13 protein-coding genes are annotated in these 14,768 nt (G+C 63.8%); 6 read left to right on the top strand and 7 right to left on the bottom strand.

The window, feature by feature from the left end:
• Window positions 1–71: 71 nt before the first annotated feature.
• The 4 genes from CDI09_RS10215 to CDI09_RS10200 all read right to left on the bottom strand — a co-directional run bounded on the left by CDI09_RS10215 (window position 72) and on the right by CDI09_RS10200 (window position 5,349).
• Window positions 72–410 (bottom strand): metal-sensitive transcriptional regulator, encoded by a 339-nt coding sequence (locus tag CDI09_RS10215; protein ID WP_078526030.1) that lies wholly within the window; start codon window positions 408–410, stop codon window positions 72–74.
• 104 nt (window positions 411–514) lie between these two features.
• Window positions 515–2,887: a heavy metal translocating P-type ATPase gene (locus tag CDI09_RS10210; protein ID WP_078526028.1), complete on the bottom strand. Its 2,373-nt coding sequence runs from the start codon at window positions 2,885–2,887 to the stop codon at window positions 515–517.
• A gap of 72 nt (window positions 2,888–2,959) precedes the next feature.
• Window positions 2,960–4,582, bottom strand: a complete 1,623-nt coding sequence (locus tag CDI09_RS10205) for an ABC-F family ATP-binding cassette domain-containing protein (protein ID WP_078526026.1) — start codon at window positions 4,580–4,582, stop codon at window positions 2,960–2,962.
• Window positions 4,583–4,656: 74 nt separating this feature from the next.
• A complete protein-coding gene (locus CDI09_RS10200) occupies window positions 4,657–5,349 on the bottom strand; it encodes a glutathione S-transferase (protein WP_078526024.1) in 693 nt (230 codons plus the stop codon).
• Window positions 5,350–5,698: 349 nt separating this feature from the next.
• On the opposite strand from CDI09_RS10200, the gene CDI09_RS10195 reads away from it, so the two are divergent.
• The 5 genes from CDI09_RS10195 to CDI09_RS10175 all read left to right on the top strand — a co-directional run bounded on the left by CDI09_RS10195 (window position 5,699) and on the right by CDI09_RS10175 (window position 10,327).
• Window positions 5,699–6,040 carry a cupredoxin domain-containing protein gene (locus CDI09_RS10195; protein WP_172155388.1) on the top strand — a complete coding sequence of 114 codons (342 nt, stop codon included), beginning with the start codon at window positions 5,699–5,701 and terminating at the stop codon, window positions 6,038–6,040.
• A gap of 2 nt (window positions 6,041–6,042) precedes the next feature.
• Entirely contained in the window at window positions 6,043–6,861 is an 819-nt protein-coding gene (locus CDI09_RS10190) for an FTR1 family iron permease (RefSeq protein ID WP_078526022.1), read from the top strand.
• A 153-nt stretch (window positions 6,862–7,014) separates the two neighbouring features.
• The gene (locus CDI09_RS10185; RefSeq protein WP_078526020.1) at window positions 7,015–7,401 is read left to right on the top strand and encodes a hypothetical protein; all 387 of its coding nucleotides are present in this window, start codon (window positions 7,015–7,017) and stop codon (window positions 7,399–7,401) included.
• A gap of 80 nt (window positions 7,402–7,481) precedes the next feature.
• Entirely contained in the window at window positions 7,482–9,497 is a 2,016-nt protein-coding gene (locus tag CDI09_RS10180; protein WP_078526018.1) for a copper resistance system multicopper oxidase, read from the top strand.
• The gene (locus CDI09_RS10175) at window positions 9,494–10,327 is read left to right on the top strand and encodes a copper resistance protein B (RefSeq protein WP_078526016.1); all 834 of its coding nucleotides are present in this window, start codon (window positions 9,494–9,496) and stop codon (window positions 10,325–10,327) included. Before CDI09_RS10180 ends, CDI09_RS10175 begins: the two co-directional genes overlap by 4 nt.
• 55 nt (window positions 10,328–10,382) lie before the next feature.
• Here CDI09_RS10175 and CDI09_RS10170 read toward each other — a convergent pair whose 3' ends face one another.
• Window positions 10,383–10,844 carry an Lrp/AsnC family transcriptional regulator gene (locus tag CDI09_RS10170; protein WP_078526014.1) on the bottom strand — a complete coding sequence of 154 codons (462 nt, stop codon included), beginning with the start codon at window positions 10,842–10,844 and terminating at the stop codon, window positions 10,383–10,385.
• Window positions 10,845–10,952: 108 nt separating this feature from the next.
• Between CDI09_RS10170 and CDI09_RS10165 the strand changes: the two genes are divergently transcribed.
• Entirely contained in the window at window positions 10,953–12,428 is a 1,476-nt protein-coding gene (locus CDI09_RS10165; protein WP_078526012.1) for an aminotransferase class V-fold PLP-dependent enzyme, read from the top strand.
• 50 nt (window positions 12,429–12,478) lie between these two features.
• Here the strand turns inward: CDI09_RS10165 and CDI09_RS10160 are convergent, their stop codons facing one another.
• Window positions 12,479–13,105 (bottom strand): glutathione S-transferase, encoded by a 627-nt coding sequence (locus CDI09_RS10160; protein WP_078526010.1) that lies wholly within the window; start codon window positions 13,103–13,105, stop codon window positions 12,479–12,481.
• Between the two features lie 11 nt (window positions 13,106–13,116).
• A complete protein-coding gene (locus tag CDI09_RS10155) occupies window positions 13,117–14,313 on the bottom strand; it encodes an MFS transporter (RefSeq protein ID WP_078526008.1) in 1,197 nt (398 codons plus the stop codon).
• Between the last annotated feature and the right edge of the window lie 455 nt (window positions 14,314–14,768).

Raw genomic sequence — 14,768 nt, 5'->3', positions numbered from 1 at the left:
TTTTGTGCCTGACGACTATGAAACGAACATTTTCAGCAAAGGCCGCATCTTTCACTTCATCAGGATCACACCTAGCGGATCAGCTTGCGGATGATGCCGAGCAATTCTTCCATGGTTTCCTCGCCGCCATCTTCCTGCACCGCCTTGCGCACGCAGCCCTTGGCGTGGGAGGACAGGATCTGGATCGCAACGCCATCGAGCGCCGATTTTACCGCCGAGATCTGGGTCAGGATATCCACGCAGTAGCGGTCGTTCTCAATCATGTTCAGCACGCCGCCCACCTGCCCTTCAATGCGGCGCACGCGGTTGGTCAGGGCTTTTTTATGGGGCTGTTCCACGACCCTGTCCTGCGGCGGGGCGCACTGCGTGCACGAGGCAGGGTCTGTCGCCTGCTGTTTATGTCTGGTCACGCGTCGTTCTATCCCTTGAATCATACTGGGTCATGCAACTGGCAATAGCATAGGCGAGCGCACGCACGCGGAACAGACCGTAACAGGGCGTACGCACCATTCAGCTATCGCGCGCGCGGTTTCCAGCGATTGAGCAGCAGCGCGTTGCTGACGACCGAGACCGAACTCATGGCCATGGCTCCTGCCGCCACAATGGGGTTGAGCAGGCCAAACGCTGCCAGCGGCAGGCCCAGAATGTTATAAATGAACGCAAAAAACAGGTTCTGCCGGATCTTGGCCAGTGTTGCGCGTGAGAGCGAGATGGCATCGCCCACGCTGGCCAGTTCATTTTTCATCAGCACGATATCCGCCATCTCGCGCGCAATGGCCGTACCGGCCCCGATGGCAAACCCCACATCGGCTGCCGCCAGCGCCGGGGCATCATTGATGCCGTCCCCCACCATGCCCACCACATGACCCTGCGCGCGATACTGTTCGATGATCCGCGCCTTGTCACCGGGCAGCACGCCCGCGTGGCAGTCATCCACCCCCACTTCCGCCGCGATGGGGCCTGCTGCCTGCGGACTGTCACCCGTGAGCATGACTACCCGGATGCCCGCCGCCCGGAATGCGGCCACACTGGCCACCGCATCAGGCCGCAACGTGTCGGACAGGGTGATATGGCCGAGCAGGCGCCCCGCCTGCGCCACGCCGATCACAGTGCGGCCCACGTCCGCCTGCCCGCCTGCCGCCTGCGGCTCCAGCGCAATGCCTTGTTCGGCCAGAAAGCGCGGCGCGCCGAGGCAGGCGGGCACGCCATCCACCGTGCCTGCCACCCCCATGCCCGGCGTGGCCTGAAAGGCGGCCAGCATGCCGTGCTGCACGCCAAGGTTTGCAGCATGCGCCATGATGGCGCGGGCCAGCGGGTGCTCGGAATCCTGCTCCAGCGTGCAGGCCACCCCCAGCAGGCGGACCGGGTCCACGCCGGGCCGGGGCTGCACATCCTGCACCATGGGCGTGCCTTGGGTCAGGGTGCCGGTCTTGTCGAGCATGAGCGTGTCCAGCTTCTGGGCCTGTTCCAGTGCATCGGCGTTCCGAAACAGGATGCCCGCGCGGGCTCCAAGCCCGGTACCCACCATGATGGCGGTGGGCGTTGCCAGCCCCAGCGAACACGGGCAGGCAATGACCAGCACCGACACGGCGGCGATAAGGCTGGGCGAAACCTGCCCACTCACCCCCCACCACACGCCAAAGGTGAGAGCCGCCAGCACCAGCACCACCGGCACGAACACGCCCGCCACCCGGTCGGCCAGACGTTGCACATGCGCCTTGCTGCCCTGGGCCTGCTCCACCATTTTCACGATATGGGCCAGCGCGGTATCCGCCCCTACCCCGGTGGCCTTTACCCGCAGGCTGCCGGTGGTGTTGAGCGTGCCCGCGAAAACCGTGTCATGCACCTGTTTGGCCACGGGCAGGCTCTCGCCGGTCAGCATGGCTTCATTCACGTCCGATGCGCCATCAAGCACCGTGCCATCCACTGGCAGGCTCTCGCCGGGGCGCACGACAAACACATCACCCACGCGCACCTGTTCCACCGGGCAGTCATGTACCACGCCAGCGCGCTCCACATGGGCCAGCGGGGGCTGGAGCTTCAGCAGGCTTTCCAGCCCCGCCGCGGTTTTATCGCGCGCGCGGCTCTCCATGAGGCGGCCCAGTGAGATGAGCGTGATGATGGCAACGCTGCTCTCGAAATACAGCGGCTGGGGCAGGCGCAGGACCAGAACGGCCAGACTGAAAAAATAGGCGATGCCTGTTCCCAGCACCACCAGCACATCCATGTTGGCAGCCCCCCCGCGCACGGCTTTCCACGCACGCGGATAAAGGTGGCGCGCGCAGTAGAACTGCACCACCGTAGCCAGCGCGGCCTGCACCCAGCCAGGCAGCATGAACCCCATGCCCCCCAGCATGGCCAGCATCTGCGCCCCGAACGGCAGCGCCAGCAACAGGGTCAGGACAAACTGGTTACGCTCCTCCCGCCAGGCCTGCATGCGCAGGGTGTGCGGGTTTGGGCGAGGTGCCGCGTCATCCACCGGAGCCGCGCCGAAACCGGCTTTTTCAATGCGGGTGATAAAGGTTTCCGGCCCGCTCACGCCAGGCACAAACGTGACATGCGCCCGCCCGGTAGCAAAATTCACGCTGGCCTGTGTCAGCGGCAGGCGGTTGAGAATTTTCTCGACCCGCGCCGCACAGGCGGCACAGCTCATGCCGGTAACCGACAGGTCCACGCTCTCCCGGGTGGTCGTGAATCCGGCCCTGTCAATCGCCGTGGCCATGGCGGGCAGCGCCGTTGCCGGATCATCGACCTCGGCCTGCACCCGAGCGGTGGCGAAGTTGACCGTGGCCTGCACGCCCGGCTGCCGGTTAAGCACCTTTTCAAGCCGCGTGGCGCAGGCCGCACAGCTCATGCCGCCTACGGGGAAACTGACAGTCTGGGCCACGGTGGCGCTCCTCATGCTCACCGAACTGACTTTATACCCCCCAATGGTATTTTCAAGGGCAGGCCCGCCGGGTCAGGCGTGCAGGCCGGGGGCTTCCTGCCCGGTGCGGGCGACATATTCCGTATAGCCACCATCATACTGATGGATGCCACCGGGGGTGACTTCCAGCACCCGGTTCGACAGGGCGGCAAGGAAGTGCCGGTCATGCGATACGAACAGCATGGTGCCCTCGTACTGCGCAAGCGATGCGATCAGCATTTCCTTCGTCGCGATGTCGAGGTGGTTGGTCGGCTCATCGAGCACCAGAAAGTTGGGCGGATCATACAGCATCAGCGCCATGACCAGCCGCGCCTTCTCGCCGCCTGACAGCACGCGGCAGCTTTTCTCCACCTCATCGCCAGAGAAGCCAAAGCTGCCTGCCAGCGCCCGCAGCGAGCCCTGACTGGCCAGCGGAAAGGCGTCATCCAGCGTTTCGAACACCGTGCGGCTGCCATCAAGCAGGTCCATGGCATGCTGGGCGAAATAGCCCAGCTTCACGCTGCCGCCCAGCGTGACCGTGCCCGCATCGGGCTGGGTCGCACCAGTGACCAGCTTGAGCAGCGTGGACTTGCCCGCACCGTTCACGCCCAGCACGCAGCAGCGCTCACGCCGGCGGATCAGCAGATCGAGGTTGTGATAGATCACGCGGCTGCCATAGCTTTTATCCACGCCACGCAGCTTGACCACATCCTCCCCCGAGCGCGGCGGGGGCGGAAAGTCGAAGCTCAGCGCCTGCCTGCGCTTGGGCGGATCGACGCGGTCGATCTTTTCCAGTTTCTTGACCCGGCTCTGCACCTGGGCTGCGTGCGAGGCGCGGGCCTTGAAGCGCTCGATGAAGCTGATTTCCTTGGCAAGGGCTGCCTGCTGGCGCTCGAACTGGGCCTGCTGCTGCTTCTCGTTCTGGGCGCGCTGCTGTTCATAGAACTCGTAATCGCCCGAAAAACTGGTCAGGCTGCCGCCATCAATCTCGATCACCTTGTTGATGACCCGGTTCATGAACGCCCGGTCATGCGATGTCATGAGCAGCGCGCCATCGTAACCGGCCAGGAACTGCTCGAGCCAGATCAGGCTTTCAAGGTCAAGATGGTTGCTTGGCTCATCAAGCAGCATCACATCGGGGCGCATGAGCAGGATGCGGCCAAGGGCCACGCGCATCTTCCACCCGCCCGAGAGGCGGCTGACATCGCCATCCATCATCTCCTGGCTGAAGCCAAGCCCGTGCAGCACCTCACGCGCCCTGCTGTCGAGCGCATAACCGCCGAGTTCCTCAAAGCGGGCCTGCACCTCGCCAAAGCGCTCAAGGATGGTTTCAAGCTGATCGGCCTGCTCGGGGTCGGCAAGTGCCGTTTCCAGCATGGCCAGTTCGGAGGCGACCTCCGATACCGCACCGGCCCCTTCCATCACCTCGGCCACGGCGCTGCGGCCGGTCATCTCGCCCACATCCTGGCTGAAGAAGCCAATGGTGATGCCGCGATCGGTCAGGATCTGGCCTTCATCAGGTTCGTCCTGCCCGGTAATCATGCGGAACAGCGTGGTCTTGCCCGCCCCGTTTGGCCCCACGAGGCCGATCTTCTCGCCCTTCTGCAAGGCAGCCGAAGCTTCGATGAAGACCAGACGCTGGCCGTTATGCTTGCTGATACTGTCGAGACGAATCATGGAACCTCGGAGGCGCGGAAGGAATGCGCGCACTTAATACGAACCGAGGTAGGGCGTAAACCGCAGCCGTGCGGTCAGCCAGCCGCATCACCCGCCGAGGCAAAGGCATAGGCGCCCCCTTTGATCAGCGCGCGCTGATAGGCAGGCCGTGCATGGATGCGCCGCAAAAAGGCACCCACATGCGGCCTGCCGCCCAGCGCTCCGGCGCGGGAGGCTGCGGCTTCAAGCGGAAAGCTCATCTGGATATCGGCCGCGGTGAAGTCCTTGCCCGTGAACCATTCACGCTGGCTGAGTGCGTGCTCCCAGAAATCCATGTGCAGTTTAAGCTGCGGGTTGATGATGCGTGACTGCACCCCGCCCGCGATCAGGCTGGCCACGGGGCGGATGATAAAGGGCACGCGCGTGGGCAGCAGGCCGAATACCAGCTTGAGCAGCAGCGGCGGCATGGCCGAGCCTTCGGCATAGTGCAGCCAGTACAGAAACTGCACGTGCTCGGGCGTGCCGCGTTCGGGCTGCAGCCGCCCGTTGCCGTAGCGTTCGACAAGGTATTCGATAATGGCCCCGCTTTCCGCAAGCGTCACGTCGCTCTCGGTATCCGTAATGATCGGGGCCTTGCCCAGCGGGTGGACCTTGCGCAGGCTTTTTGGGGCCAGCATGGTTTTGGGGTCGCGTTTGTAGAAACGGATCTCGTAGGGCAGCTCAAGTTCCTCAAGCAGCCACAGGATGCGCTGGGAACGCGAATTGTCGAGATGATGCACGGTAATCATGGCGGCTGACCTTCCGGGGCAGAACATGGACCCGCCTGGCGGCACACGCGCTGCGGATACAGGCGGTTAAGGGAATGGCCGTCTGTTTGGTTCCGCCTGATCTGCCCGCAGCGTGTCTGATCGCCACGAAAAAAGTAAAGGTTTCCGGGTGCCCTTTTTTTTTCGAAAAGACCGTATCCTGTGAAGCTTTTTGGGAAAAAGCTTCGCCAAAAACTTCTTATTTTATCACGCCTTTGGCGCTCATAGTGCCGGATCAACTGCCGGGCCGCAGAAGTCGTGATCGTAAGGCCAAAATTGACAGTGATAATAAGTCGCAATATTTTGCCGTCATTCCACGGAGAGTCTGTTCATGCGTTACGCGACCATCCTGTCCTGCCTCGGGCTTGCGGCCCTCCTGTCCGCCCCACCGGCATGGGCGCAGGACCCCGTGCACCTGGTGGTCAAGGACCATCATTTCAGCCCGGACCATTTTACGGTGCCCGCGGGCACGCGTTTCCTCATCATGCTGGACAATCAGGATGACACGACGGACGAATTTGAAAGCTATGACCTGAAATTCGAGAAGATCGTGGTACCGGGCAGCACCATTACGGTCCATGCCGGGCCGCTGCATCCGGGCACCTACAAATTCTTCGATGACTACCACCCAGACCAGGCAACGGGCACCGTTACCGTAACGCAGGAGCCCTGAACATGCTGGGAAGTCTGCTGATCGTTTTTCGCGAGGTCATGGAAGCGGGCCTGATCATTGGCATCGTGCTGGCGGCAACGCAGGGCATAGCGGGCCGGGGGCGCTGGGTGGCGGGCGGCATTGCCGCGGGCGTGGCAGGGGCCGCCGTGGTGGCTGTGTTTGCCGGCAGCCTCTCGGCGGCGCTGTCGGGCAACGGGCAGGATGTGTTCTCGGCCACCATCCTGTGCATCGCGGTGGTCATGCTGGGCTGGCACAATATCTGGATGACCCGCCACGGGCGCGAGATGGCGGGCGACATGAAGGCGCTGGGCGCCGAGGTGGCAACCGGCCAGCGCTCGCTTGCGGCCATGGCCGTGGTGGTGGCCGTGGCGGTGCTGCGCGAGGGGGTGGAGGTGGTGCTATTCCTGTATGGCATCGCGGTCTCCACCCATTCCGGCCCGGTGCCCATGCTGGTGGGCGGCCTGCTGGGCATTGTGGCGGGCGGCGGCATATCGTGGCTGCTGTATCGCGGGCTGATCGTCATTCCGCTGCACCGGCTGTTTGCTGTAACCGGCCTGCTCATCGCCCTGCTGGCCGCAGGCATGGCCAGCCAGGCCGCGGCCCTGCTGGCGGGCGATGATATCGTGCCCGCCCTGGGCTACGAGGTGTGGGATACGTCGTGGCTGCTGTCTGATGGCAGCATGGTGGGGCGGGCCGCCAAGGCACTGGTGGGCTATTCCGACCGGCCCATGGGCATCCAGCTCGTGGCATGGGGCGTTACGCTGGCGGTGATGCTGATCGCGACCCGCCTGGTGCGCAGGCAGCCTGTTAAGAAAGGATAAAAGTTTTCGGGTGCCGCCTTTTTGAAAAAAGCTTCACCTGAAACTTTCATCTGATAAAGCCGCAGGCGGACTGGCATAAAAAGCTTCCCTTTATGCCCCCCATGGGTATGATGGGCAACAGTTTGCAACGCTTCGTGCGGATGGGAGTGCGGAATGTTCAGGGCACGGGGCCGGACATGGGTTGGCCTGCTGGTCTGGCTGCTGATGCAGGCGGGGCTGCTTCTTGGCGCCGTTCCCGCGCCGACTGCCCACGCCCATACGCTGCCCCCCCCCTGCACCATGACGCCTGAGTGCATGACCCCCGCCCATGCCCTGCACATGACGCGCATGCATCATGCCCACCATGATCCATCCCCCCGCCAGGACCCGTGCTGTCATGTGCATGCGGGCCTGTCGGACATGCCCGCGCCGCCAGTGGCCGAGCGCCTGACCGGCCTGTCCGCCGAGGGAACACGTGCTTTCCTCGCATCCCGGCAGGCGCCCGCGCCGGGAGGCGACTGGCTGCCGCCCCTGCGCCCCCCAAAAATCCGGAACATCTGAACACGTCACCCCGTTCTGGCTCCCGCCCTGTCCTGTGCAGGGCGGGATCTGACTGACCTGTTTCTTTCCGGATTTTTTTCATGTTGATTCCGTCTCGCAACCGGGGCGGCCTGAGCCGTCGCCGTTTTGTAACGGGGCTGGGCGCAGGAGCGGCCATGGCCGCTCTGCCCCGCCCGCTGCATGCCCATACTCCTACCTCCGGCCAGGTGCCCCCCGCCGCCAGTGCGCGCTGGGACCTGCGCGTGGGCCGCACCCGTATTGAAATCGACCGCAAGGTGCTGCACGCGCCCTGTATTGGCGGGAGCGTGCCCGGCCCCATCCTGCGCTGGCGGCAGGGTGATACGGTGTGCATCAACGTCACCAACACGCTGGCGGATGAAGACACCTCCATCCACTGGCACGGCCTGCGCCTGCCCGCCACCATGGATGGCGTGCCGGGGCTGAGCTTTGCCGGCATCGCGCCCGGCCAGACCTTTACCTACCGCTTTCCCGTTACCCAGAGCGGCACGTACTGGTACCACAGCCATTCCGGCATGCAGGAGGCGCAGGGACTGTATGGCGCGATCGTCATTGATCCGCCTGTTCCCGACCCGCAGCCCTGCGCGCGTGACTACGTCATCGTGCTCTCGGAATGGACGGATGTCTCGCCCATGGACATGCTCTCCAACCTCAAGATGCAGGATGACTATTACGTCTTCCGCCAGCGCACGCTGGCCTCCTTCCCGCGCGAGGCCAGAGCGGCAGGCGGCCCTCTTGCCGCGCTGAAGGACCGGCTGGCCTGGTCGCGCATGCGCATGGCGGCAACAGACATCGCTGACGTAACGGGCGTGATCTATACCTACCTGCTCAACGGCCACGCGCCTGACATGAACTGGAACGCCATTTTCAAACCCGGCGAGCGGGTGCGGCTGCGCTTCATCAATGGCGCATCAATGACCTTTTTCGATATCCGCATACCGGGGCTGGAAATGCTGGTGGTCGCCGCCGATGGCAATGCGGTCGAACCCGTGCCGGTGGATGAGTTCCGCATTGGCGTGGCCGAGACCTATGACGTGATCGTGCAACCCAGGGAGGCGCGCGCCTACACCATCTTTGCCCAGAGCGAGGACCGCACCGGCTATGCCCGGGGCACACTGGCGCCACAACCGGGCATGCACGGCCCCCTCCCGCCCATGGACCCGCGCCCGGTGCGCACCATGGTCGATATGGGCATGGGCGACATGAAACCCGGCGAAAGCATGAACGGCATGGCAATGCCGGAGCCTGCATCCGACATGCAGACATCGCACACGCACAACCACCCCATGCCGCGCCATGAAAGCGGCATGATGGATCATGCACCGCAGCACCCCATGAGCGGCATGCAGGCATCCACCCCGGAACCGACACCCCACGGAGATGGCACGATGGATGACATGGACATGGAGGACATGCGGCCATCGCCCCCGGCGCCAGCCGGGCACGGACACGGCATGTCCATGCCTGAACACCGCATGGATGAACCCATGCACCACAAGCCTGCCGCCCACATGCACACACCCGAAGCCATGGACCATGACGCGCCCGTGCTGGTGGAAGTGGACGACCCCGGCCCCCCGCCCCTGAACGTGGAAAACCAGAATATCGCCCGCATGCCCACAGACCGCCTGGGCAGCCCCGGCGATGGGCTCGAGCATAATGGCCGCCGCGTGCTGAACTACAGCCAACTGCGCGCCACCCGGCCCGGAAGCGACCCAAGGCCACCCACGCGCGAGATCATCATGCACCTGACGGGCAACATGGAGCGCTATATCTGGGGCTTCAACGGGCGCAAGTTTTCCGAATCAGGGCCAATCCGGCTCAGACACAACGAACGCGTGCGCTTCACCCTCATCAATGACACGATGATGGAGCACCCCATTCACCTGCATGGCATGTGGAGCGAACTCGAAAACGGACAGGGCGCCTACCGCCCCTACAAGCACACCCTCATCTCGCAGCCCGGCTCGAAGCTGAGCTATCTTGTCACGGCGGATGCGCCGGGGCTGTGGGCCTATCACTGCCACCTCATGCTGCATATGGAAACGGGCATGTTCCGCACGGTCATCGTGGAATGAGGCGCGCGCTCCTTCTTGCAGCCCTGCTGCTGCCTGCCGCCACCGTGCCCGCACAGGCCCAGAGCCAGGCCACAGCCACGGCACGGAAAACCACAACGGCAACCGCACGCAAGCCTCCGCCCAAGCCGCTTTATCACGCGGCCGACGCCCCCACGAATACGCCGGTGGCCTATGTGGGCGGCATGAAGCCGGTCATGGATCAGGGCCACTACTTCCATGGCATTCTCGATCAGCTTGAGGGGCGTTACGCGCCCGGCGGCACGGATTTCCGCTGGGATGGCGAGGCGTGGTACGGTGGCGACTACAACAGGCTGTGGCTCAAATCGGAAGGCACGCTCGAGCATGGCCGCCTGCATGATGGCGACCACGAACTGCTGTACAGCCGCGCGGTCTCGCCTTACTGGAACGTGCAGGCCGGTATCCGTGCCGATATTGATGATGGCCCTACCCGCACATGGGGCGCGCTGGGCGTGCAGGGGCTGGCGCTGTACCAGTTCGAATTCCAGGCCACCGCCTATGCCAGCGACCGGGGGCGATTTGCTGGCCGTATTGAGGGATCATACGATTTCCTGCTCACCAACCGGCTGATCCTGCAGCCGCAGGCGGAGTTCAATCTCTATACCAGGTCCGACCCGGAACGGCAGGTTGGCGCGGGGCTTTCGGATGTCGATGCGGGTCTGCGCCTGCGCTATGAGATATGGCGCAAATTCGCGCCTTATGTAGCCGTGTCCTATGCGGGGTATCTGACACAGGCCCGCCGCATCGTGCATGACCAGCAGGGCGAGACCGGGGCGCTGCGCCTGACCTTTGGCGTGCGGAGCTGGTTCTGAACCGGCGTGAATGCCGCCGGAAGGGAGTGCCCGAAACCTTTTACCCTGCCCGGCTTCAGATTGGCAGATCACGGTTGGCCGCGATCGCCTCCATGGCGATATAGGATGTGACCGTATCGAGATCGACCCGGTTGATCAGGGTGCGGTATATGTTGTCAAACGAGGCCATGTCCCGGGTTATGATCTTGAGCATGTAATCGTAATCGCCCGCGATACGGTAGAAATCGATGACATCGGGGATGTCATTGACAGCCTTGTGAAAGCGCTCCAGCCATTCACGCGAATGGCTGCGCGTGCGGATCATGACAAAAACCGTAAGCCCCAGCCCCAGCTTTGCCGGATCAAGCCGCAGGGTGCGCTCGCCTGCCAGCCCCTGCGCGCGCAGGGCATTGAGCCGCCGCCAGCAGGCATTCTGTGACAGGCCGACCTGCTCGGCGAGTTCGCGCTGCGACAGGCCGGCATCCTTTTGCAGGGCGCGCAATATGGCACGATCGAAATGATCCAGTTTTTCGCTCATAGCCGATCATATGACACCATTTTCCCGCATGGATAGCATGAAATAGGGAAAAATATTGCCAAAAAGCCGATTAACATCTCCCTGCAACGCGCTTTTGGGGAACAGGCCATGCAGATGGATGACACGTCTTTTTCAGAGTTTGCAGCCAGCCTGCGCGCAGGCGGCCACGAGGGCCTGCGCGCAGGCCTGATCGGGGAAGGCGCGCCCGTTCCCGGCCCGTTTGGCGTCAAGCCGCTGGTCTATGCCGATTATGTCGCCTCCGGCCGGGCGCTGAAGCAGGTTGAAGAATTCGTGCTCACGCGCGTACTGCCCTATTACGCCAACTCCCATACCGAGGCCTCGTTCTGTGGTGGGTACATGACCCGCATGCGCCACGCCGCGCGCGCGCGGATTGCCCATCTGTGCGGGGCGGGCGAAGGGTTCTCCACCATATTCTGCGGCGCAGGCGCCACGGCGGGGCTCAACCGGCTGGTGCATCTGCTTGGCGTGCCGGAGGCTGCGGAAGCAGGAGAGCGGCCCGTGCTGTTCATCGGGCCGTACGAGCATCATTCCAACATCCTGCCCTGGCGCGAGAGCGGGGCGGAGGTCATCACCATTGATGAAGCCCCGGAAGGCGGCCCGGACCTTGCACAGCTTGAGCGCGCCCTTGCCGCAACCGACCCCACACGCCTGCGCATTGGCGCATTCTCGGCCGCCTCAAACGTCACGGGCATCATGACCGATGTAGATGCCGTGACAAAGGTGCTGAAAGCACATGGCGCGCTGGCCGTGTGGGATTATGCCGGTGGCGGGCCGTACCTGCCCATCAGCATGCGTGCGGACACGCCGTATGAAAAGGATGCCATTGTGCTCTCGGCGCATAAATTCGTGGGCGGGCCTGCAGCATCAGGCATCATGATCGTGCGCAATGCCGCCGTGTCACGCACGCGCCCGGTCCTGACCGGCGGGGGCACGGTGCGGTTCGTCTCGCCGTGGGGGCATGATTATTCAACCAGTCTCGAAAGCCGCGAGGAAGCAGGCACGCCCAACATCATTGGCGACATCCGCGCGGCCCTTGCCTTTATGGTCAAGGACGCCATGGGCCAGGACTGGCTCGATGCCCGCCACAATACCCTGCGCACCCGCGCCGGGCAGGTCTGGCGGCGCAACCCGCATATCGAGATCATAGGCAACGCACATGCGCGGCATGCCCTGCCCATCTTTTCCTTGCGCGTGCATGAGGCCGAAGCGGGCGAGATGGTGCACCAGCAGCTGTTCACGCGCATGCTGTCTGACGGGTATGGCATCCAGGCCCGTGGCGGGTGTGCCTGCGCGGGGCCTTATGCGCACAGCCTGCTTGATATTGATGAACCCCGCTCCAACACCCTGCGCCACGCCATTCTCAACGGCGAGGAGATCCGCAAGCCGGGCTGGACGCGGCTGAACTTCTGCGCCCTGATGGATGATGACAAGGCGGATTTCATTATCCGCTCGGTCGATGAACTCGCCCGCAACCCCGCCCCCATGGCGCAGGCCTATGTGTGCGACCCCAAAACCGCCCGCTTCCGCGCAGAGACAATGCCACAGGCCGAAACCATAACCTGAACAGAATAAAAGTTTCTGGGTGCCGCCTTCTTTCAAAAAGGCGGCGTTCTTCAACCCAGCAGAACCGGCGCATCGCCTTCGCGCCACGGGGCCAGGCGCTCCATGGCCCGCGCGAACAGCTTCATGGCCAGAAAAGCCTCCAGCCAGCCCTGCACGCGCGGCAGGGCACAGGCGCCGAACCAGTCAGGATCGGTTGCCGCAAACTGGCGCACGAACGGGGCAATGGCGGCATCGGTCATGCCCGGTTGCGCACCGTGCAGGAACGGGCCTGCCTGCAGCGCCGCTTCAAGATCATGCAGGACCTGCAGGGCCTGTGCCCGGTGGCGCAGCGCATCCGACTGATGGCGGGTCGCATATTTGTAACGATCGAGATGATATTTGAACGGCCCGTCATTCCGCGCGATCAGGTCAAGTCGCGTGCCGGGCCACCAGTGCCACGGGTCGTGGCGGGCCAGCGCCCAGTCCATGATCTCCAGGCTTTCGGCCAGCACGCGGCCCTCGGGCAGGACCAGCACCGGCACCGTCCCCTTGGGTGAGGCCCGCAGCATGGCGGCAGGCTTGGCCGCGAGCTTTACTTCACGCAGGGCGCATGGCGTTTCACTCGCCAGCAGCGCCAGCCGCGCCCGCATGGCATACGGGCAGCGGCGGAAGCTGTAGAGCACGGGCCATGATGTCATCACCCTCGCCCTTATTCCTCATGATCCGTGTCGGTCAACCTGTGGGGGAAAGCGCGGGGGTTGGTCATGGCCACAACCAGCCCCACCACCACCGTGATGATGGCCATGGGCGTGAGCACGCCAAAGCCCGCCGCGTTCAGAACCTGCCCGCCCACGGCCGAGCCCATGAGAATGCCCACATTGCTCGCGGCATTGATTCCGGCCCCGGCCACGTCAGGCCGCGTGGCCCGCGCGCGGATTGCGCCGGACATGACGCAGGGAATGACCGCCGAATAGCCCATGCACCACAGCCCGACCGGCGCCACCGCCGCCCAGCCCGAGAGGATGTGCCCGTACATCAGCCCCATGCCGATGAGCATAGCACCACCACCGCCCAGCAGGCCTGTTGCCGGTCGGGTATCGACAAACTGCCCCGCCCCCCACAGGCCCACGATGCTCACGCTGCCGGTCAGCAGCAGGGCAATGCTCAGGTTGCCCGTGGCCAGCCCATGATCGAGCAGCAGCGGGGTAACGTAGGTATAAAGCAGGTTATGGGCGAAGAAGAGGATGGCATTGACCGCAATCACCGCCAGAAAGATCCGCATGGCCCGGCTCGGCCCGGCCGAGGGCAACCCGTTCCTGACCTGCACCGGCGTGCTGACCGGCGGCAGGAAGAAGGCAATGCACAGCGTAAGCAGAACGGACAGGCCGGTCATCATGTACATCGCCATCCGCCAGCCCGCCAGATGCCCGATGGCCGCCGCCCCCGGCACGCCCAGAACCGCGCCAAGCGACGTGCCGCCATAAACGAATGAAATGGCCCGCCCGGTCATCTTGGCCGGAACCAGCCGCGCGGCATAGGCGGAAGCGATGGACATGAGCAGCGCATGCGCAACGCCACCAATCAGGCGCCCCGCGCACAGCACCATGAAAGTGGGCGCCGCCGCCACCACCAGGTTCGACACCACATAGCCCAGCAGTGACACCAGCACGAGCCGCTTGCGGTCGATATGCGCGGTCATGATGGTCAGCGGCACGGCGCACACCGCCACCATCAGGGCAAAGGCGCTGACGGCAAGCCCGGCCTCACCTTCGGGGATGTGAAAGGCGCGGGCCATGTCGATCAGGATACCGACAGGCGCCACCTCGGTTGTCAGCGCCGTGAAAGTACATGCAAACAGGGCGCAAAGACCGATAACGGCTTCAGCCGGGAGGGTTTTGAAAAGCATGATTGCCTGCAGAAATATAACGACACAACATCATGTCGCTTCACTTGTGGGCCTTCTGGCACTTCCCGCACTGTAGTGGAAGTGTCTATTATGCCAAGGCAGTACAGACTGCCCGTTCATAGAAAAACGTGCATAACGTCTATTGAACCGGCAAGCGCCGCACAGGCCATGCTCCTGCCGCCCGGCCTGACCCGCCAGCCCGGCCCCGCCACGGCGGGAAGACCTGCGACACCCGCCCATACAGACAGCACGCCCGCACGGCTTTCAGGCCTTATCATGACAGCAGGGCACGGAACCCGTCTCGATTTTGAGACAGTTGCGCCATGCCCGGACACAGCTGCGTGAAGCCCGCGCGGTAGGGCATGGCATTTTGCGCCTCCCTCATGCTGAACAACGGGTTCTGGCTGGGCGGGATAGGCAACCCAATACCTACACACGTAGCACAGCTTTGGAAA

The sequence above is a fragment of the Komagataeibacter nataicola genome, from assembly GCF_003207795.1.
Taxonomy (GTDB): Bacteria; Pseudomonadota; Alphaproteobacteria; order Acetobacterales; family Acetobacteraceae; genus Komagataeibacter; species Komagataeibacter nataicola.
Note: the sequence above shows the minus strand (reverse complement) of the source record. Positions and strands in the feature narration are given on the sequence as shown.

Excerpts from the sequence above, each read along its gene's own strand:
- CDI09_RS10205 (WP_078526026.1), bottom strand. The coding sequence starts at position 4,582 with ATGATTCGTCTCGACAGTATCAGCAAGCATAACGGCCAGCGTCTGGTC.
- CDI09_RS10200 (WP_078526024.1), bottom strand. The coding sequence starts at position 5,349 with ATGATTACCGTGCATCATCTCGACAATTCGCGTTCCCAGCGCATCCTG.
- CDI09_RS10195 (WP_172155388.1), top strand. The coding sequence starts at position 5,699 with ATGCGTTACGCGACCATCCTGTCCTGCCTCGGGCTTGCGGCCCTCCTG.
- CDI09_RS10190 (WP_078526022.1), top strand. The coding sequence starts at position 6,043 with ATGCTGGGAAGTCTGCTGATCGTTTTTCGCGAGGTCATGGAAGCGGGC.
- CDI09_RS10185 (WP_078526020.1), top strand. The coding sequence starts at position 7,015 with ATGTTCAGGGCACGGGGCCGGACATGGGTTGGCCTGCTGGTCTGGCTG.
- CDI09_RS10180 (WP_078526018.1), top strand. The coding sequence starts at position 7,482 with ATGTTGATTCCGTCTCGCAACCGGGGCGGCCTGAGCCGTCGCCGTTTT.
- CDI09_RS10175 (WP_078526016.1), top strand. The coding sequence starts at position 9,494 with ATGAGGCGCGCGCTCCTTCTTGCAGCCCTGCTGCTGCCTGCCGCCACC.
- CDI09_RS10170 (WP_078526014.1), bottom strand. The coding sequence starts at position 10,844 with ATGAGCGAAAAACTGGATCATTTCGATCGTGCCATATTGCGCGCCCTG.
- CDI09_RS10165 (WP_078526012.1), top strand. The coding sequence starts at position 10,953 with ATGCAGATGGATGACACGTCTTTTTCAGAGTTTGCAGCCAGCCTGCGC.
- CDI09_RS10160 (WP_078526010.1), bottom strand. The coding sequence starts at position 13,105 with ATGACATCATGGCCCGTGCTCTACAGCTTCCGCCGCTGCCCGTATGCC.
- CDI09_RS10155 (WP_078526008.1), bottom strand. The coding sequence starts at position 14,313 with ATGCTTTTCAAAACCCTCCCGGCTGAAGCCGTTATCGGTCTTTGCGCC.